The sequence below is a fragment of the Paraburkholderia hospita genome (assembly GCF_002902965.1).
GTDB lineage: Bacteria > Pseudomonadota > Gammaproteobacteria > Burkholderiales > Burkholderiaceae > Paraburkholderia > Paraburkholderia hospita.
On sequence record NZ_CP026105.1, the window covers coordinates 1,082,455 to 1,101,864 of the forward strand.

Annotated in this window: 13 protein-coding genes; 8 read left to right on the top strand and 5 right to left on the bottom strand. The window is 61.1% G+C overall.

Annotated elements, in window-relative coordinates; genetic code table 11:
* The first annotated feature begins 124 nt into the window (after window positions 1-124).
* The 7 genes from pstS (at window position 125) to phoR (ending at window position 7,010) form a co-directional block, all read left to right on the top strand.
* The gene (gene pstS / locus C2L64_RS04885) at window positions 125-1,156 is read left to right on the top strand and encodes a phosphate ABC transporter substrate-binding protein PstS (RefSeq protein ID WP_007748098.1); all 1,032 of its coding nucleotides are present in this window, start codon (window positions 125-127) and stop codon (window positions 1,154-1,156) included.
* Between the two features lie 163 nt (window positions 1,157-1,319).
* Window positions 1,320-2,318: a phosphate ABC transporter permease PstC gene (gene pstC / locus C2L64_RS04890; protein WP_090835753.1), complete on the top strand. Its 999-nt coding sequence runs from the start codon at window positions 1,320-1,322 to the stop codon at window positions 2,316-2,318.
* Window positions 2,315-3,211 carry a phosphate ABC transporter permease PstA gene (gene pstA, locus C2L64_RS04895; RefSeq protein ID WP_086917243.1) on the top strand — a complete coding sequence of 299 codons (897 nt, stop codon included), beginning with the start codon at window positions 2,315-2,317 and terminating at the stop codon, window positions 3,209-3,211. Before pstC ends, pstA begins: the two co-directional genes overlap by 4 nt.
* A gap of 15 nt (window positions 3,212-3,226) precedes the next feature.
* The gene (pstB, locus tag C2L64_RS04900) at window positions 3,227-4,075 is read left to right on the top strand and encodes a phosphate ABC transporter ATP-binding protein PstB (RefSeq protein WP_007748105.1); all 849 of its coding nucleotides are present in this window, start codon (window positions 3,227-3,229) and stop codon (window positions 4,073-4,075) included.
* Between the two features lie 31 nt (window positions 4,076-4,106).
* A complete protein-coding gene (phoU, locus tag C2L64_RS04905) occupies window positions 4,107-4,811 on the top strand; it encodes a phosphate signaling complex protein PhoU (RefSeq protein WP_007748108.1) in 705 nt (234 codons plus the stop codon).
* Between the two features lie 81 nt (window positions 4,812-4,892).
* On the top strand, window positions 4,893-5,594 hold the full coding sequence (gene phoB, locus C2L64_RS04910) for a phosphate regulon transcriptional regulator PhoB (RefSeq protein WP_007748110.1): 702 nt from the start codon (window positions 4,893-4,895) through the stop codon (window positions 5,592-5,594).
* 102 nt (window positions 5,595-5,696) lie between these two features.
* A complete protein-coding gene (gene phoR / locus C2L64_RS04915) occupies window positions 5,697-7,010 on the top strand; it encodes a phosphate regulon sensor histidine kinase PhoR (RefSeq protein WP_090835752.1) in 1,314 nt (437 codons plus the stop codon).
* An 862-nt stretch (window positions 7,011-7,872) separates the two neighbouring features.
* Here the strand turns inward: phoR and C2L64_RS04920 are convergent.
* On the bottom strand, window positions 7,873-11,766 hold the full coding sequence (locus C2L64_RS04920) for an ESPR-type extended signal peptide-containing protein (protein ID WP_103153673.1): 3,894 nt from the start codon (window positions 11,764-11,766) through the stop codon (window positions 7,873-7,875).
* 365 nt (window positions 11,767-12,131) lie between these two features.
* Entirely contained in the window at window positions 12,132-14,195 is a 2,064-nt protein-coding gene (gene ppk1, locus C2L64_RS04925) for a polyphosphate kinase 1 (RefSeq protein WP_090835750.1), read from the bottom strand.
* A gap of 276 nt (window positions 14,196-14,471) precedes the next feature.
* Between ppk1 and ppx the strand changes: the two genes are divergently transcribed.
* Window positions 14,472-15,983, top strand: coding sequence for an exopolyphosphatase (gene ppx, locus C2L64_RS04930; protein WP_436194688.1), 1,512 nt, complete (start codon window positions 14,472-14,474; stop codon window positions 15,981-15,983).
* A gap of 912 nt (window positions 15,984-16,895) precedes the next feature.
* On the opposite strand, the gene C2L64_RS04935 is transcribed toward ppx, so the two are convergent.
* From C2L64_RS04935 to C2L64_RS04945, 3 genes are all read right to left on the bottom strand, one after another.
* Window positions 16,896-17,711: a GNAT family N-acetyltransferase gene (locus C2L64_RS04935; protein ID WP_007744007.1), complete on the bottom strand. Its 816-nt coding sequence runs from the start codon at window positions 17,709-17,711 to the stop codon at window positions 16,896-16,898.
* A 165-nt stretch (window positions 17,712-17,876) separates the two neighbouring features.
* Window positions 17,877-18,335: a SixA phosphatase family protein gene (locus C2L64_RS04940; RefSeq protein WP_007744008.1), complete on the bottom strand. Its 459-nt coding sequence runs from the start codon at window positions 18,333-18,335 to the stop codon at window positions 17,877-17,879.
* 371 nt (window positions 18,336-18,706) lie between these two features.
* Window positions 18,707-19,156, bottom strand: a complete 450-nt coding sequence (locus tag C2L64_RS04945; RefSeq protein ID WP_090835804.1) for a hypothetical protein — start codon at window positions 19,154-19,156, stop codon at window positions 18,707-18,709.
* Window positions 19,157-19,410: the final 254 nt, after the last annotated feature.

Below are 19,410 nucleotides of genomic sequence, written 5' to 3' on the forward strand. Positions count from 1 at the left end.
ACATAGCGCCTTTCACGGCCGTAATAGAACTGTCACACGAAGTTCACGATTAGTCATGTGACTGTCACAATAGGCCACTATTCTTCGCGGTGTCGTTGCACACGCTCATAACCACGGAGAAAACATGAAACTGATGCAAACCGCGTTCGCTGGCATGGCTGGCGCTCTCTTCGCGATCGCAGCGCAAGCCGCCGATATCACTGGCGCGGGCAGCACCTTTGCAGCACCGATCTACACGAAGTGGGCAGATGCTTACCAGAAGACGGGCGGCGGCAAGGTCAACTATCAGGGCATCGGCTCGTCGGGCGGCGTCAAGCAGATCGTCGCGAAGACGGTTGACTTCGCAGGCTCGGACGCTCCGCTGAAGGACGACGAACTCGCGAAGGAAGGCCTGTTCCAGTTCCCGACGGTGGTCGGCGGCGTGGTGCCCGTTATCAACGTGCCGGGCGTGAAGGCTGGTGAAATCACGCTGTCGGGCGAAGTGCTCGGCGACATCTACCTCGGCAAGGTCAAGAAGTGGAACGACCCGGAAATCGCCGCGCTGAACCCGAAGGTCAAGCTGCCGGATACCGACATCGCCGTGGTCCGCCGCGCTGACGGCTCGGGCACGAGCTTCATCTGGACGAACTACCTGTCGAAGGTCAACCCCGAGTGGAAGTCGAAGATCGGTGAAGGTTCGACGGTCAACTGGCCGACGGGCACGGGCGGCAAGGGCAACGACGGCGTCGCGGCATTCGTGCAGCGTCTGCCGGGCGCGATCGGCTATGTGGAGTGGGCATACGCGAAGCAAAACCACATGACCTACGTCGACCTGAAGAACTCGGCAGGCACGGTGGTCGAGCCGAAGACGGAAACGTTCAAGGCAGCGGCAGCCGGCGCTGACTGGTCGAAGTCGTTCTACCAGATCCTGACGAACGAGCCGGGCAAGAACGCATGGCCGATCGTCGGCGCGACGTTCGTGCTGCTGCACACGACGCAGGAAAAGGGCCCGCAAGGCGCGGAAACGCTGAAGTTCTTCGACTGGGCATTCAAGAACGGCAGCCAGGCTGCGAACGATCTGGACTACATCACGCTGCCGGAATCGGTCGTGTCGGAAATCAAGACGCAGTGGAAGGCAAAGGTCAAGGACGCATCGGGCAAGGCGCTCGCCGAGTAATCCTCGACTTGCAGCAACAGCAGGCAACAGCAGCAAGCACCGCGCGCATGATATCTGGATGATGCGCGCGGCCGGCCGCCCGGCTTCGATGAAGCCCGGCGGCCATCGTTCTGGCCGTCTGGCATACGCCATGCGGCAACCGGAAACAGGTTTATCAGCTCCCATGTCCGACCTCCCTCTCACTTCTGACGGCGCCCGGTCGACTCCGCCCGGTAGTACGACGCAGAAAGCGCCCAGCCGCGCGGGCGACGTCATTTTCGGCGGCATTTCGCGGCTTTCCGCCATCGTCACGCTACTGCTGCTCGGCGGCATTATCGTGTCGTTGCTCGTCGCCTCGTTGCCGACGATCCAGAAATTCGGCCTCGCCTTCCTGTGGACGGCCGACTGGGATCCACCTTCCGAGCAGTTTGGCGCGCTGGTGCCCATCTACGGCACGATTGCGACGTCGATCATTGCACTCATCATCGCGGTGCCCGTGAGCTTCGGCATCGCGCTCTTTCTGACCGAACTATCGCCCGCCTGGCTGCGCCGGCCGCTCGGCATCGCGATCGAGCTGCTCGCCGCGATTCCGTCGATCGTCTACGGCATGTGGGGCCTGCTCGTGTTCGCGCCGATCTTCGCTGAGTATTTCGAAAAGCCGCTCGGCAAGCTGCTTGGCGGCATGCCGATCATCGGCGCGCTGTTCAAGGGTGCGCCCATCGGTATCGGCATTCTGTGCGCGGGCGTGATTCTCGCGATCATGATCATTCCGTACATCGCCTCCGTGATGCGCGACGTGTTCGAAGTTACGCCCGTGCTGCTGAAGGAATCGGCATACGGCATCGGCTGCACGACCTGGGAAGTGATGTGGAAGATCGTGCTTCCTTTCACGAAGACGGGTGTGATCGGCGGCGTGATGCTTGGCCTCGGCCGCGCGCTCGGCGAGACGATGGCCGTCACGTTTGTGATCGGCAATACGAATCTGCTCGACAACGTGTCGCTGTTCTCGCCGGGTAACAGCATCACGTCGGCGCTCGCGAACGAGTTCGCGGAAGCCGCGCCCGGCCTGCATACGGCCGCGTTGATGGAACTCGGCCTGATCCTTTTTGTGATTACCTTTATCGTGCTGGCGATTTCGAAGATCATGCTGCTTCGCCTCGAGAAAGGGGAGGGCGCGAAATGAGCCAGTCCTCGTTGAACATGCCGGGCAGCAACGACAGCGTCGCGCTCGAAGCGATGCGCACCCGGCTGCAAAAGCGCCGGAAAGTCACCAATGCGATCGCGCTGACGATGTCGCTCGCGGCAATGGCATTCGGCCTCCTGTGGCTCGTGTGGATCCTCTACACGACGCTGCGCCTTGGCATCGGTGGCCTGTCCATCGAACTGTTCACGCAGTCGACGCCGCCACCGAACACGGACGGCGGCGGCCTCGCGAACGCGATCGTCGGCAGCCTGATGCTGGTCGTGATTGCCACGTTCGTCGGCACGCCGATCGGCATCATGGCGGGTGTGTATCTCGCCGAGTACGGCCAGAAGGGCTGGCTCGCGAGCATCACGCGCTTCATCAACGACATTCTGCTGTCGGCGCCGTCGATCGTCGTCGGTCTGTTCGTGTATGCGCTCGTGGTTGCCAAGATGGGCCACTTCAGCGGCTGGGCAGGCGTGATCTCGCTGGCGCTGCTGCAGGTTCCCATCGTGATCCGCACCACGGAGAACATGCTGAAGCTCGTGCCGAACGCGCTGCGTGAAGCGGCTTTCGCGCTCGGCACGCCGAAGTGGAAGATGGTGCTGTCGATCACGCTGAAGGCGTCGGTGGCGGGTATCGTGACGGGCGTGTTGCTGGCCATCGCGCGTATCGCCGGTGAAACGGCACCGCTGCTCTTCACGGCGCTGTCCAATCAATTCTTCACGCTGGACATGAATCAACCGGTTGCGAACCTGCCGGTCACGATCTTCAAGTTCGCGATGAGCCCGTTTGCGCAGTGGCAATCGCTCGCGTGGGCTGGCGTCTTCCTGATCACGCTCGGAGTGTTGGGACTCAACATCCTCGCGCGTACGATCTTTTCGAACAAGTAAGGGCGGAGCGATCCGATGAACATGGCAGAAAGTCACCTGAATCCCGTCGAACGCCCGGCGGCACCCGCCGGTTTCGACCCGGCACAGAGCGGTCAAGCGGCAGCGCCCTCGCGCCCGAAGATCGAAGTCAACAACCTGAACTTCTTCTACAGCAAGTATCACGCGCTGAAGAACATCAACCTGCAGATTCCCGAAGGCAAGGTGACCGCGTTCATCGGTCCGTCGGGTTGCGGCAAGTCGACGCTGCTGCGCACGTTCAACAAGATGTATGCGCTTTATCCGGAGCAACGCGCCGAAGGCGAAATCCTGATGGACGGCGAAAACCTGCTCACGACGAAGCGCGACATTTCGCTGCTGCGCGCGCGCATCGGCATGGTGTTCCAGAAGCCGACGCCGTTCCCGATGTCGATCTACGACAACATCGCTTTCGGCGTGAAGATGTTCGAAACGCTGTCGCGCTCGGAGATGGACGACCGCGTCGAGTGGGCCCTGACCAAGGCGGCCCTGTGGAATGAAGTGAAGGACAAGCTCGGCCAGAGCGGCTACGGTCTGTCGGGCGGCCAGCAGCAGCGTCTGTGCATCGCGCGCGGCATTGCGATCCGTCCGGAAGTGCTGTTGCTCGACGAGCCGTGCTCGGCGCTCGACCCGATTTCGACGGGGCGCATCGAAGAGCTGATCGCCGAACTGAAGAGCGACTATACGGTGGTGATCGTCACGCACAACATGCAGCAGGCGGCGCGTTGTTCGGACTACACTGCCTATATGTACCTGGGTGAGCTGATCGAGTTCGGCGACACCGAGAAGATCTTCATCAAGCCGGTCCGCAAGGAAACGGAAGACTACATCACGGGCCGTTTCGGCTAAGCGCTGAGCGCACGAGCTTAGGGAGTACGACATGTCCGACAAACACCTGTCCAGCCAGTTCGACGCCGATCTGAACGCCGTGTCTTCGAAGGTGCTCGAAATGGGCGGCCTCGTCGAGGCGCAGATCGTCGCCGCGATGAACGCGCTGAACGAATTCGACACTGGTATCGCCGATCAGGTGATCGCCGCAGAAGAACGTCTGAACCAGATGGAAGTCGAGATCGACGAAGAGTGCAGCAACATCATCGCGCGGCGTCAGCCGACGGCGCGTGACCTGCGCCTCGTGATGGCGATCTCGAAGACCATCACGAACCTCGAGCGCGCCGGCGACGAAGCCGAGAAGATCGCCAAGCGCACCAAGCGCCTGTCGGAAGACGGCGCATCGCGCACGATCAACATCGCCGAGATCAAGCTGTCGGGCGATATGGCCGTGAGCATCCTGCGCCGCGCGCTCGATGCGTTCGCGCGCCTCGACACCGTGGCGGCCGCGCAGATCGTGCGCGACGACAAGGCGATCGACGAGGAATTCCGCGCGTTCGTGCGCAAGCTGATTTCGTACATGACGGAAGATCCGCGCCTGATCTCCGTCGGGCTCGACTTTCTGTTCATCGCGAAGGCGATCGAGCGGATCGGCGACCACTCGAAGAACATCGCCGAGTTCATCATCTACGTGGTGAAGGGCACGGACGTGCGCCACATGGGCCGCGACGCGCTCGAACGCGAGGCGCTCAGCTGATGCTGAGTTGATCTGTGAGCGGATGCGTCTATCCGCTCACGCAAACCGTTTTCATCGCATACCGTTTATCAAGAGGCGCAGATGCCCAGCAGTATTCTCGTTATCGAAGATGAACCCGCTATTTCCGAGCTGATCTCGGTCAACTTGCAACACGCGGGCCATTGTCCGATTCGTGCGTACAACGCCGAACAGGCGCAGAACCTGATCAGCGATGTGCTTCCCGATCTCGTGCTGCTCGACTGGATGCTGCCGGGCAAATCGGGTATTGCGTTCGCGCGCGACCTGCGCAACAACGAGCGCACCAAGCACATTCCCATCATCATGCTGACGGCGCGCGGCGACGAGCAGGACAAGGTGCTCGGCCTCGAGATCGGCGCCGACGATTACGTGACGAAGCCGTTCTCGCCGAAGGAACTGATGGCGCGCATCAAGGCGGTGCTGCGCCGCCGCGCGCCGCAGTTGACGGAAGACGTCGTCGCGATCAACGGGCTGAAGCTCGACCCGGCTACGCATCGCGTCGCGGCTCATGCGGAAGGCAACGAGATCAAGCTCGATCTGGGTCCGACGGAATTCCGTCTGCTGCACTTCTTCATGACGCACCCGGAGCGTGTCCACAGCCGCACTCAGCTGCTCGATCAGGTGTGGGGCGACCATGTGTTCGTCGAAGAGCGCACGGTCGACGTGCACATCAAGCGTCTGCGCGCCGCGCTCAAGCCGGCCGGCTGTGATGCGATGATCGAGACGGTGCGGGGCAGTGGGTATCGCCTGGCCAAGAGCGCATAAGGTAAACTGATCGAAAAACACGAAGCGCGCTGCGGCATGTCAACGCAGCGCGCTTTGTTGTCTCTGTAGTCTTCAGATTCGTCTTCGAGGTTGCAGGAACACATGAACATCATCTGGGCGCGCTCCCTGGTATCGCTTGTGCTCCTCGCTGTGCTATGCGCGGCAGTCGGTGTTTTCGTCAGCACCAAGGCGGCGTTGACGCTTGCCGTGCTCGCGCTGCTCGCGCAAGGCATTTTCAGCACGTTTCACAAGCAGCGCCTGTGGCGTTTGCTCGACGCGCCTGTGTATGGCGAAGTGCCGAGCGCGCCAGGCATCTGGGGCGAAATCTACTACCGGCTGCACAAGCTCGCGAAGCGCTGGCACGCGCAGGTGCGCCAGGTCGAGCAGCAGCACTCGCGTTTCATTCAGGCGATCCAGGCGTCGCCGAACGGCGTTGCGATGCTCGACGATCACGATCAGATCGAGTGGTGCAACGCGATCTCCGAAGAGCACTTCGGCCTCGATGCGAAACGCGATCTGCGCCAGCACATCACGCATCTCGTGCGTCATCCCGACTTCGTCCGTTACCTGAATTCGCATCACTATGAAGAGATGCTGATCATGCGCGGGATGGGCGACAAGCGGCAGAACGTGATTTCCGTGCAGGTGTTTCCGTACGGCGAGAACCGCAAGCTGGTGCTGTCGCAGGACATCACGGAGCTGGAACGCACGGACGCGATGCGCCGCGACTTTGTCGCGAATGTATCGCACGAACTTAAGACGCCGTTGACCGTGCTGTCCGGTTTTCTCGAGACGATGCGCGAGTTGCCGCTCGACGAGAGCGAACGCGTGCGGTATCTGGATCTGATGATGCAGCAGGCGCAGCGGATGCAGCATATCGTCAGTGATCTGCTCGTGCTCGCGACGCTCGAAGGCGATAACAAACCGCCGAGCAGCCAGATGGTCGATATGCGCGCGGTGGTGCGGCATTTGCAGGACGATGCGCAGAGTCTTTCTGGCGGACGCCATCGGATTACGTTCGACGCCGACGAGGCGCTTACTGTGACGGGCGTCGAGACGGAGATCCTCAGCGCGTTTGGCAATCTCGTTACGAATGCGATTCGGTATACGCCTGACGGCGGGTCGATTAGTGTGAGCTGGCATGCTCAAGGCGGGCAGGCCACGTTCTGTGTGACCGATAGCGGGCTCGGGATTCCTGCTGCGGATATTCCGCGGTTGACTGAGCGGTTTTATCGCGTTGATCGGAGTCGGTCGCGGGATACGGGTGGTACCGGGCTTGGGCTTGCTATCGTCAAGCATGTGCTGCAGCGGCATGATGCGCAGCTCGAGGTTAAGAGTGAGGAAGGGCGGGGGAGTACGTTCACTGTGCGGTTTCCGACCGCACGGACGGCCAGGTTGCAGTCGACTGCGGCGTAAGTGGTTTGGTTTTTTTGTGTTGTCTTCGACGCTTTGGGTCGATTTGGTTTTTTCGTTGGCATCCGCGCTTTGCCTTCGTGCTTCACGCGTCGCCCCTGTGCGGGGCGGCACCTACTTTTCTTTGCCGCCGCAAAGAAAAGTAGGCAAAAGAAAGCGGCTAACACCGCCAGTTCTAGTGTTTGCCTGAGGGCCCCCAACCGGTCCTACGCTGCACACGGCAACGTCCCTGTTCACGTTCGTTGCCAACGCTCCGAATGAGCGCCTCACCCGCTTCAAATACCCGCACACGGACTAGCGGCAGCGAATGGTATGTGCCGCCCAGGTGGCAAACTGTGTGTAGGTTGTCGCGTCGTATAGCCTGGCGCTCTTACAGGGTGGGACGCGTGTACTATCGGTCCGAAGTGACGCGTGTGTAGTGCTATGGCCTACACACAGTTTGCCACCTGGGCGGCGGTGGAATATCTGGCACGGCATGCTGCGACGCGGGCGCGTGAAGCGGGTGAGGCGCACACTCAAAGCGTTGGCAACAAGCATGGGTCACGTGGTTGCCGTGTGAAGTGTAAGACCCGTTGGGGGCCCTCAGGCAGGAAGAAATGTTGGCGGTGTTAGCCGCTTTCTTTTGCCTACTTTTCTTTGCGGCGGCAAAGAAAAGTAGGTGCCGCCCCGCACAGGGGCGACGCTTGAAGCACGCTAAAAAAACGCGGATGCCAGCGAAAATCCAAAAAAAAAACCAAACAGCGTCGCAGACAAAAAACCGTGCCCACCAACAAAAAAGCCCAGCTCACTGTCACCAGCAAACCGGGCTTCGTACTACTGGAACATCAGCGCCTGAACCCGCCAGCGCTCATCCGACGCATTCGGATTAGAACTCGTACCCAACCTGAGCGCGAACACCTGCGTCCCCCGTCGACGTCACCGACACCGCGCCATTGACCAGCCACTTGCTGTTACGCGAGCGGTAGGTCGCGCCGACACCCAGCGCCGCGCCGCTCTTGTACGAGCCGGCACCTGCGGCGACAACCGTGTTGCCTGGCTGCGAAGGCGTCATGTTCGGCATGGCCATCGCGGCGGCCACACCCGCGTATGAGTTTTTCGCGACCTGGTTGACAGTGTTCTGCATCGAGTTGAACCGCTGGTCGGTGTAGTCCTTGGCGCTCATGCCTGCCGGCAGATTGCCCGTCGCGCTGGCGACCGCATCGTTCATCTGGTCGACATTCACGGCATCCGTGCCCTGCGTTCCGGCCGCGACGTTGGCGATCTGACGCTCGTTACCCTTCGAACCCACTGAAACAGTATTCGCGCGGTCCGCGACCGAGTTCGCACCCAGCGCGACCGAGTTGTCCGCCGACGCCTTCGCATTCGCACCCATCGCCGTTGCATGCTGGCCGTTGGCGCTTGCCGCCTCTGCGCTCCGGTCTCCGCTTGCAGCGAACATCGGGTTGCCCGCCGATGAGTTCATCGCGATGTTGGTGACGTTGGCGAGCGCCGAGTTCATCTGCGCGACGTTCACGGCGTCGGTGTCGACCGTACCGGCTGCCACGTTGTGGATCGTCGTGCCGCCCGCGATGCCGCTTCCCATCGTCACGCTGCTGTAGCTGACGGAACCGTCTGCGTTGCTGTCGTAGGTGACAGCCGCTTTCGACGTGCCGTCCGTGCCGACGAGACCCGTTGCCTTCAGTTGTGCGACGTTGACGGCGTCCGTGTCGGCCGTACCTGCCGCCACGTTCGTGATCTGCCGTTCGGCGCCTGCCGAACCCACGGAAACCGAGTTCGCGCGGTTCGCAACCGAGTTCGAGCCGAGCGCGACCGAGTTGGCGGCCGTTGCCACGGCAGCGCCGCCGATCGCCACCGATTCGCTACCCGTCGCCTGCGAGTCCGCCAGCATCGAGTTCGTGTGGAAGTACTTGATGCCCATTCCGCCGCCGGTGATGTCGCTCAACGCGGTGTTGATGCTGCTGATGTCCGACGCGTTCTGCGTGGTGCGGGCGTCGATATTGGTGATCGCGCCAGCGATGCTGTTCATCGTCGTGCCGCCGATCACGTAGCTCGGTGCCGAGATCGAGCCGTCGCTATTGACCGTCGAGCCGCCGCCGATCGCACTCGCCGTCGAGTTCGCCAGGCTGTAAAGCTGCGAGCCGTTGATGGCATCGGCGCTCGATGCGCTCACGTCGCCAGCGTGTACGCCCGTCAGCTTGCGCGCGCCCGCTGTGCCGGTGAAGTCGACGATCGTGCCGTCGGTTGCTTTGGCGACCGTGATGTTGCGGGTGGTCGCGTCCTGTTGGACGAGGCCGAGTCCGCCGTTGTTGATCGACGTCGTCAGGTTGGTGACATCGTTCGCCAGTTGCGTGGTACGCGCATCGATATTGGTGACTGCGCCGCCGATGCTGTTGACCGTTTTGCCGCCGATCACGTAGCTGGGTGCCGAGATCGAGCCGTCGCTGTTGACCGTCGAGCCGCCGCCGATCGCGCTGGCCGTCGAATTCGCGACGCTGTAAAGCTGCGAGCCGTTGACGGCATCGACGCTCGACGCGTTCACGTTGCCAGCGAGCACGCCCGTCAGCTTGCGCGCGCCCGCTGTGCCGGTGAAATCGACGATCGTGCCGTCCGTGGCCTTCGCGACGGTGATGTTGCGCGTCGTATCGTCCTGTTGGGCGAGGCCGAGTTCGCCGCTGTTGATCGCCGTGGTCAGGTTCGTGATATCGCTCGACATTTGCGTCGTGCGGGCGTCGAGATTAGTGACGTCGCCGACGATTTGCGTGGTGCGCGCATCAATGGTGGTGATGTCGTTCGAGTTCTGCGTGGTGCGCGCATCGATGTTGGTGATCGCGCCAGCGATGCTGTTCATAGTCGTGCCGCCGATCACGTAGCTCGGTGCCGAGATCGAGCCGTCGCTATTGACCGTCGAGCCGCCGCCGATCGCACTCGCCGTCGAGTTCGCCAGGCTGTAAAGCTGCGAGCCGTTGATGGCATCGGCGCTCGATGCGCTCACGTCGCCAGCGTGTACGCCCGTCAGCTTGCGCGCGCCCGCTGTGCCGGTGAAATCGACGATCGTGCCGTCGGTGGTCTTCGCGACCGAAATGTTGCGGGTCGTTGCGTCTTGCTGAACGAGGCCTAATTCGCCGTTGTTGATGGCCGTGGTCAGGTCGGTGATATCGCTCGAGTTCTGCGTGGTGCGTGCGTCGATGTTGGTGATGTCGTTCGCGTTTTGCGTGGTGCGTGCGTCGATGTTGCTGATCGCGCCAGCCACGTTGTTGATGGTGCTTCCACCCACTACATACGTCGGGTTCGTGATCGCACCCGTTGTCGAGTTGTAGGTCGAGCCGCCGCCCAACGCTGCTGCCGTGGCTGCGCCTTGTGCATTAACCTTTGCATTCTCGGATTGCAACTGGCTCACGTTCACGGCATCGGTAGCTGCCGAACCGGCGGCCACGTTTGTGAGACGGCGTTCCGTACCCGTCGAGCCCACGGAGACTTCGCCGTTGGCCGTTGATGCCGTACCCGATAGCGAGCCTGAACCGGGGTTGTATCCCGTGCTAGTCAGATTCGCCGTCGTGGTCGAATTAGCGCCCAGTGCTACCGAGTTGGATGCCGTTGCGGTCGCGTTAAAGCCTAGAGCGACCACGTTGGCAGCCGCTGCCATGGCTTGGTTGCCAATCGCCAGAGCATTTGGGGCATTCAAAGACCGGCTCAATCGCCCAACCGATATCGCGGCGTCTGAGTTCGCGTCAGATATCGACTGGGTGCCGATCGCGATGGCGTCGGAAGCGGAGGCGGTCGACTTTGATCCCATAGCGAACGTGTTTTGTTGCACAGCGCTCGTGTTGTAGCCGAGAGCAGTTGCATACAGGCCCATGGCGTTTGCACCAGGGCCAATTGCTGTTGACAATGAACCGGAAGATTGCGCATTTAGTCCGAATGCTTGCGAACTGCCGCCGCTTGCCGTCGCACCGCTTCCGATCGCAATGGTATTTCCATTCGACGCCGATGCGGCCGGTCCGACTGCGACCGAACCATTTCCCGACGCCATCGAGTCCGGCGCCGCCGAGTTTGTGTGGAAGTATTTGATGCCAGCGCCACCGTTGGTGATGTTGTTGACCTTCGCATCTACCGACATCAGCTGGCTCAGGTTCACAGCATCGGTCGGATTCAGACCCGCAGCCACGTTCGTGATCCGACGCTCGGCGCCCGCTTGGCCAATCGACACTTCGCCCGCCGCCGTCGCTGCCGAGATTGCCGTGCCGCCGACGGGCGCAAAGCCAGCCGTACCGAGCGTGGTCGAGTTCGCCACCGAGTTTGCGCCCAGCGCCACCGAATTGGCCGTCGCCGCCGTCGCGCCGGCGCCTACCGCCGTCGACATCGAGCCTGCATAGCTCGCCCCGCCTACGGCAACGCCGCCATCCGTTGCCTTGGCGGAGTCACCAACGGCGACCGTTCCGTCAACGTTCGGCGTTGCGCCGGAGAGATTGTTTGCCGAAGCGTTCTGGCCAATCGCCACAGCCGCTTTGCCGCCTGCTGCGTTCGTCGTTTGAGCGCCGCTGCCGTACGCGATGTCAGCAGCGATTCCGCCGAGCGTCGAGCCACCGTCCAGCGCGCCTGCGTGCGCCGCACCCGCCACGCCGCCGAGCGTCAGCAGCGTTGCGCAGGTCAGCGCACGCATGCCGCTGCGGGCCGATTTGCCCTTGGCCCTGGCGGTTTCGGCTGCGGCGATAAACGTACCCGTCTTTGCGCACCAAACATTTCGGTAAGTCTTGTTCATGGAAAACTCGTCAGCAGATAAATTTAGGATAACGATCTATCATTTTGAGATTCGCGAACAAAGCGATGCCGCACATGCGTGCATGAATCTGCTGCTATCTCGATAGCCGTGGATGTCGAATGCTCGTCGGTTTTCGGGGAATTCCGCGAACCAGAAGCGAGTTCGTTTCGATGTCTCTAAATTTATTTGAGATGAGACTGGGCTTTAATGAGACAACTCTTAATTTGATGAGGCGGGTATCCTGGGATTTGCCGGACGCGCTGTATTTGTCTGATTTATTGAGGAAGCGCAACGGGAATTCCCCAAAAAAAACACCCCAGCGTCGTCACCGACGTCTGGGGTGTCTGTATTCGGAAGAGGGGAAATTAGGAGCAGAACTTCGTCAGCAAGCTCATCTGCGCATTGCGCGACGATTTCCCCGGCCTGCGCCGCCGATAGTGCCCATCGCTTTGCATTAGCCACGCGGCCTGGTTGTCGCCGAGAAACGCCGACAGCCCCTCAGCAATCACCCGGCGCTTCAACCGCCGGTTGTTGATCGGAAACGCGACTTCGACGCGGCGGAAGAAATTGCGATCCATCCAGTCCGCGCTCGACAGATAAACCTGCTCGCGCCCGTTGTCATGGAAATAGAAGATACGGTGATGTTCGAGGAACCGCCCGACGATCGAGCGCACAGTAATGTTCTCCGACAGCCCTTCGACGCCCGGCTGCAACGCGCACACGCCACGTACGATCAGATCGATCTTCACGCCAGCCTGCGACGCCTCGTACAGTTCCGCTATAACGGTCGGTTCGAGCAGAGCATTCATCTTCGCGACGATCCGCGCTCGCTTGCCTGCACGCGCATGCTCGGCCTCCGCACGAATCGCGTCGACGAGCCGCGGATGCAACGTGAACGGCGACTGCCACAACTCGTGCAACGGCAATTCACCGCCGATCCCCGTCAATTGCTGGAACACGTGGTGCACGTCTTCGCAGATCTTCTGGTCGGCCGTCATCAGCCCGAAGTCGGTATACAGGCGCGCCGTGCGCGGATGATAGTTGCCCGTGCCCAGGTGCGCATAGCGCTTCAGGATCGATTTGCCGCCTTCCGACACGCGCCGCACGATCAGCATCATCTTCGCGTGGCACTTGTGGCCGACCACGCCGTACACGACATGCGCGCCGACGGCTTCCAGTTGCGACGCCCAGTTGATGTTCGTCTCTTCGTCGAAGCGCGCGAGCAGCTCGACGACGACGGTCACTTCCTTGCCGTTGCGCGCAGCCTGCATCAGCGCGTCCATCAGCGGCGAATCGGTGCCCGTGCGATAAATGGTCTGCTTGATCGCGACGACGTTCGGGTCCTTCGCGGCCTGCAGCAGCAATTCGAGGACCGGCTGAAAACTCTCGTACGGATGATGCAGCAGCACGTCGCCCTGATCGATCACGTCGAACAGGCTCGCGCTGTTGGCGATCTGCGGCGGCGTCGCGGGAATGTGCGGGACGAACTTCAGATCGGGCCGGTCGACCATCTCGGGCAACTGCATCAGCCGCACGAGGTTCACCGGGCCATCGACGAAGTAGCAGTCCTTCTGCGACAGACCGCTTTCGTCGAGCAGGCGGCGCATCAGATGCGCAGGCGTTCCCGCCGACATCTCGAGCCGCACCGCATTGCCGAGATGCCGCGCGGGCAGTTCGCCCTGCAGCGCGACGCGCAGGTTCGTGATTTCGTCTTCATCGACGAACAGCTCGCTGTTGCGCGTGATGCGGAACTGGTTGCAGCTGCGCACGGCGAGATTCGGAAACAGCTCACCGACAAACTGTTGCAGCAGCGAACTGAGCAGCACGAAGCCATGCGGATAGCCGGACAGTTCCTGCGGCATGCGCACGAGACGCGGCAGCGCGCGCGGCGCCTGCACGATGCCCATCACGGCCTGACGGCCGAATGCATCCTTGCCTTCGAGTTCGACGACGAAGTTCAGGCTCTTGTTCAGTACGCGCGGAAACGGATGCGCGGGGTCGAGACCGATCGGCGTCAGGACGGGCAGCAGTTCATTGACGAAGTAGTCGCGCGCCCATTGCGTCTGCGCTTCGTTCCAGGCTTCCATGCCGTGAAAATAAATGCCTTCGTCTTCGAGCGCGGGCAGCACGGTGTCCTGCAGCATCGTGTACTGTCGATGCACGAGCTTCTGCGCACGTTCGACAACGAGATCGTAGCAATGCTGCAGCGACATGCCATCGGGCGATAGCGCGCCTGGATTGTCGCGCATCTGTTCCTGAAGACCGGCCATGCGGACTTCGAAGAATTCGTCGAGATTGCTGCTGGTGATGCAGATGAAGCGCAAGCGTTCGAGTAGAGGAACAGCAGGGTCAGCGGCCTGTGCGAGCACGCGTTCGTTGAACCCCAGAATGCCCAGCTCGCGGTTCAGAAGAGGATAGCGGTTGGACATCGGTGGTGAGAATGAAATGTCGGAAGGTGACTCGAAGGGACGCTCGGAAATTCTCACAGTATGATGACAGTTGCATGAAATGACTTTTGTCATGATTTTACGCTTTTGCCGCGTCGTGTCGTAAATATGACGCAGCCATGTGTGACGATATCGCTCGACAATGGCGGAGGTGACAGCGTAATGACGACTACGCTTAAAATGGCGCTTTCAAACAACGCGCCAACGAAGGCTCCCCGGATGGGTGCTTTCCCCGCGCGCATGAGGTTCTCACACCCGATGGTCAATACTCCGCCACTCCTTGCCGCCGTCGATCTCGGCTCGAACAGCTTCCGTCTGATCGTGGGCCGCGTCGAGGAAACCGAGGCGGGCAGCCAGATCTATCAGGTCGACGCGCTGCGCGAACCCGTGCGCCTGGGCGCAGGCCTGTCGCGCGAAAAAATGCTCGACCGTGCTTCGCAGGAACGGGGGTGGGATGCGCTGAAACGTTTCGGCGAACGTCTGCGCGATTTCCATCCCGATCATGTGCGCGCGGTCGCCACCAACACGCTGCGCGTCGCGAAGAATGCACAGGAATTTCTCGGCGAAGCGGAAGCGGCGCTCGGCTTTCCCATTGAAGTGATCGCGGGCCGCGAAGAAGCGCGCCTGATCTATGCCGGCGCTGCGCATTCGGTCCCGGCGAGCGCGGGCAAGCGGCTTGTCGTTGATATCGGCGGTGGCTCGACGGAATTCATCATTGGCTCGCACTACACGCCGATTCGAATGGAAAGTCTGTACATCGGCTGCGTGAGTCACAGCCGCCAGTTCTTTCCGGCGGGCAATGTCGACGAATACACGATGCGCCAGGCTGAGCTCGCGGCATCGCGCGAGATCCAGATCATTTCGGCCGACTACCGGGCCGAGGGTTGGGACCAGGGCATCGGTTCGTCGGGCACGGCGCGCGCGCTGGCCGAACTGGTGGAAGCGAACGGCTTCAATGATCCCGGCATCACGCATGGCATTTCGCGCGGCGGCCTCGAGCGTTTGAAGCGTGCGCTGATCAAGGCGGAGAACGTCAACCGGCTCAAGCTCGTGGCGCTGAAGCCGGACCGTGTGCCCGTGCTGGCGGGCGGCCTGTCGATCATGATTGCCGTGTTCGATGAACTCGGCGTCGAATACGTCGATACGACGGACGGCGCGCTGCGGCTTGGCGTTCTGTATGACCTGCTGGGGCGTTCGCAGCATGAGGACATGCGTACGGTCACGGTTGAAGGCTTTATGCGGCGCTATGGCGTGGATCGCGAGCAGGCGGCCCGTATCGGCGAACTCGCGGTGCGGTTCTATGACCAGTTCGAAGAACCTGATGCAGAAGTGCGCGAAGAGAACCGCATGTTCCTCGGGTGGGCGGCTGCGCTGCATGAGATCGGGCTGTCGATTTCGCACAGCGCGTATCACAAGCATTCGGCTTATATCGCGAGCAATGCGGATATGCCGGGGTTTTCGCGTACCGATCAGGCGCGGCTTGCGGCGCTTGTCGTGGGTCATGCCGGTAAGCTCGGCAAGCTTGCGCAGACGCGGGATATCGAGTGGGATTTGCTGTTCTGTCTGCGGCTTGCGGCGCTGTTTTGCCGGCGGCGTGCGGATGCTGGGTTGCCCGAGATTACTGTCGCTGAGGCGAATGGCGGGTATGAAGTGCGACTGCCTCATTCATGGGTTTCGAATAACCCGCTGACGGACTATAGCCTCATTCAGGAGGCGGCTGAGTGGGAGAAGATTCGGACGCCGTATCGCGTGGTGTACACGGAGGATTGAGGTTTTTGTCTGCGACGCGGGGGTGGTGTTTTTGGCTTTGCGCTGGCATTTGTGGTTTGTCTTTGTCTTTGCCTTTGCCTTTGCCTTTGCCTTTGCCTTCGCAAGCGTTGCCGTTTGGTGTTTCTGCCTTTGCGTTGGCATCCGCGCTATGTCTTCGTGCTTCAAGCGTCGCCCCTGTGCGGGGCGGCACCTACTTTTCTTTGCCGCCGCAAAGAAAAGTAGGCAAAAGAAAGCGGCTAACACCGCCAACATTTCTTCTTGCCTGAGGGCCCCCAACCGGTCCCACGCTGCACACGGCAATCACGTGACTCATGTTCGTTGCCAACGCTCTGAATTGACGCCTCACCCGCTTCACGCGCCCGCGTCGCCACATGCCGCGCCAGATAATCCACTGCCGCCCAGGTGGCAAACTGTGTGTAGGCCGTAGTACTGCACGCACCTCACTCCAGACCGATAGCGCACACGTCCCACCCGTAAGAGCGCTACCCTATACGACGCGACAACCTACACACAGTTTCCCACCTGGGCGGCACATACCATTCGCTGCCGTTAGCCCGTGCACGGGTATCCGAAGCGGGTGAGGCGTTCATTCGAAGCGTTGGCAACGCGCACTAACCAGGGCACTGCCGTGTGAAGCATGGGGACGTTGGGGGCCCGTGGATAAGAACACGGGCTGGCGGTGTGAGCCGCTTTCTTTTGCCTACTTTTCTTTGCGGCGGCAAAGAAAAGTAGGTGCCGCCCCGCACAGGGGCGACGCTTGAAGGGCGAAGGCAACACGCGGATGCCAACGCAAAGGCAGAAACACCAAACGGCAACGCCCGCGCCGCAAAGCCAACAACACCAAACGGCACCGCCTGCCCCGCAAAGGCAAACCCTAAACCACGACCCCGACGAGCAAACCCAAAAAATCACTTACCTTGGCAACGCATCCCCAAGAAAGTGCCGCGCATACCGCGCATTGATTTCAGAGAGCCGGAACAACGTCAGATAGTCGGCGGTGTTGAAATCAGGATCCCACGCCGGCGCGCCGCAAATCTTCGCACCAAGCCGCAGATAACCCTTAATAAGCGGCGGCGGCGCGACCTTCGCGCCAGTCTTCAGCTCATCGACGGGCAGCGGCGTATGCGGAAACGCGCGGTACTCGGGCGTGGTCAGCGCATCGTCCTGCAGCGACGCATACAGGTTGGCCGCGTAGTGGCCGCCATCAGCCATCGCGACGCTCGCGCAGCCGAGCATGGTCTCATACCCGTTGTGCTGCATATAAGAGCCAAGACCGGCCCACAACGACATGATCACCGATCCGCTGCGATAGTCAGCATGCACACACGAACGCCCCACCTCGACCATCTTCGAGCGCAGATGCGTAAGCCGAGACACGTCGAACTCGCTCTCGGCATACAACCGGCCGATACGCGCCGCCTGGTGCGGCGGCAGCACGCGATACGTGCCGACCACCTTGAGCGTGTCGAGATCGCGAACAATCAGGTGGTCGCAGTAAGCGTCGAACGCATCGACGTCGAGGCCGGCAGGGCCGGACAGGCGCGCGCCCATTTCCTCGGCGAAGACGCGGTAACGCAGACGCTGCGCTTCGCGAAGCTCCTCGTCGGTGCGCGCCCACGACACTTGCAGACGATGCTGGGCGGTTACCGTTTCTTCCGAGCGCGGCAAACGGCGACGCGGCTCGAGGATCGATGCGAAGGGCAGGGTAGGCGTCGGCAGTTCTCGCATGTGGCGTTCCTGGTCGAAAATGTGAAATTCGCTTCGACGCCAATGTAGTAACGGCGGGTGACGCTCACGTGGCAACGTCGTGACGATTCGATGACGTGTCGTAAGCAAGACGCTTTCGCAGCGCCTGCAATCCTTGCCTCGCCTTGCCCGGCGATGCGGCGTGGATCAGATGAGATCGGGGCTGATCGCTGCGCGCAACGTGGCCTGTTCGCCGTTGCTGCGCAAGCGGCTCTCGATCCACCATACCGCCGATTTCTTGACCGACCAGCTCGCGCCGCTATCGGCGAGCAGACGCGCGATGACATGGCCGAGCGTCGGCTGATGGCCGACGATCACGACCGTCGGCGCAATGCCGTCGGGCCAGCCGGCGGCCGTAAGAACGGCTTCGACGCTCGCGTCCGGCGCAATCTCGCGTACCACGCGATATTGATCCGTCAACGATTCGGCCGTCTGCACGGTGCGCGCGGCGGGGCTGGCGAGGATCACGGCGTCGTCGGGAAGACGCGCGCGCAGCCATTTTGCGGACGCCTGCGCCTGCTTGCGGCCTCGCGGCGTCAGCTGGCGGGCGAGATCGGTCGAGGCGGTGTCTTCGGCCTCAGCGTGACGCCAGAGGATCAGGTTCATGGCGGTGTCTCCGTTTTTCTGGTGGCAGGTGGGTTTCGACAAGTATGGACAGCGCGGGGCGAGTTCTGCTGCTCTGGTTTTAATGAATGCGCGCGTGTTTCGGGAGTGTATGCGGCGCTAGCAGGATATTCGCGTGAAATCGGCGGCGCAAAAAGCAAAAACCCGCGACACCAGGATAAGTGTCGCGGGTTTTTCCTCTCTCCGTAATCAGTCGCGCATGGCGACGGGCTTACCTTCCGTGCCCGGGACAGGTTTACCGTCGGTGCCCCTATGCTGTTGCTCCCATCGTCCCTTGATCCAGCGGGCCAACAGGTATCCTCCTACCGGCAAGACAACCAGCAAAATAACCTGTACGGCATATATGGTTGTGTTCATTGTTCAAACACCCATTCCTTCAACTCCGAGAGCACCACGGAGAGAACGTACATGACGACGGATATGGTCAGATACAACGTTCGATTCCAGTCGCTTCTCCAGAACCAGTCGATCAGGTCGTTGTAGGGATGTAGCCGCACGTGATATGCGGTCGAGAACATAATCCATGTCCACCATGCCACGCTGACGATCAACAGCGCAAAGCTCCATCCCCGTACTTCCTTCCACTTCCGACTTAGAAATAAATCGCGCGCGAAGTCGGAGCGTTCCGCCTGAGTCGGGATGTAGCAGATGATACAGAGACACATCGCTGCTGCAGTGCTTGCAGCACCGGAACCCAGTGGGCCGACAGGCTCGGGGTTGCCTAAAAATGAGTTTACACTGATTTGCAGAGCCCAGAGGAAGCTGCTGAAACAGTAGATGATGAATCGAGCGATTCTGCGCATAGCCGTTCCTCGATCGAGGGTTGCGGCGTCACTTGCTCGCGAGGAATGGCCGAGCTGCCGCGGAATCAGCGTCGTCTTTTCCTTAAATCGAAATTGCCTAGCCGAGGACCCCATAAGCTGCACGGCGCAGCCCTCAAACTGCCCTATGAATCAGGCGAGGTAAAGCGCAAGTTTCATCATAATGAGGGTGACCGCACTCATCCCTGCCAAAGAACCAGTGCCGCAAGAATTGCACTATCGCCCGGTCGGCTGAT

Excerpts from the sequence above, each read along its gene's own strand:
- pstA (WP_086917243.1), top strand. The coding sequence starts at position 2,315 with ATGAGCCAGTCCTCGTTGAACATGCCGGGCAGCAACGACAGCGTCGCG.
- ppk1 (WP_090835750.1), bottom strand. The coding sequence starts at position 14,195 with ATGTCCAACCGCTATCCTCTTCTGAACCGCGAGCTGGGCATTCTGGGG.
- C2L64_RS04940 (WP_007744008.1), bottom strand. The coding sequence starts at position 18,335 with ATGAACCTGATCCTCTGGCGTCACGCTGAGGCCGAAGACACCGCCTCG.
- pstB (WP_007748105.1), top strand. The coding sequence starts at position 3,227 with ATGAACATGGCAGAAAGTCACCTGAATCCCGTCGAACGCCCGGCGGCA.
- C2L64_RS04920 (WP_103153673.1), bottom strand. The coding sequence starts at position 11,766 with ATGAACAAGACTTACCGAAATGTTTGGTGCGCAAAGACGGGTACGTTT.
- phoB (WP_007748110.1), top strand. The coding sequence starts at position 4,893 with ATGCCCAGCAGTATTCTCGTTATCGAAGATGAACCCGCTATTTCCGAG.
- pstC (WP_090835753.1), top strand. The coding sequence starts at position 1,320 with ATGTCCGACCTCCCTCTCACTTCTGACGGCGCCCGGTCGACTCCGCCC.
- C2L64_RS04945 (WP_090835804.1), bottom strand. The coding sequence starts at position 19,156 with ATGCGCAGAATCGCTCGATTCATCATCTACTGTTTCAGCAGCTTCCTC.
- ppx (WP_436194688.1), top strand. The coding sequence starts at position 14,472 with ATGGTCAATACTCCGCCACTCCTTGCCGCCGTCGATCTCGGCTCGAAC.
- phoR (WP_090835752.1), top strand. The coding sequence starts at position 5,697 with ATGAACATCATCTGGGCGCGCTCCCTGGTATCGCTTGTGCTCCTCGCT.
- phoU (WP_007748108.1), top strand. The coding sequence starts at position 4,107 with ATGTCCGACAAACACCTGTCCAGCCAGTTCGACGCCGATCTGAACGCC.
- pstS (WP_007748098.1), top strand. The coding sequence starts at position 125 with ATGAAACTGATGCAAACCGCGTTCGCTGGCATGGCTGGCGCTCTCTTC.
- C2L64_RS04935 (WP_007744007.1), bottom strand. The coding sequence starts at position 17,711 with ATGCGAGAACTGCCGACGCCTACCCTGCCCTTCGCATCGATCCTCGAG.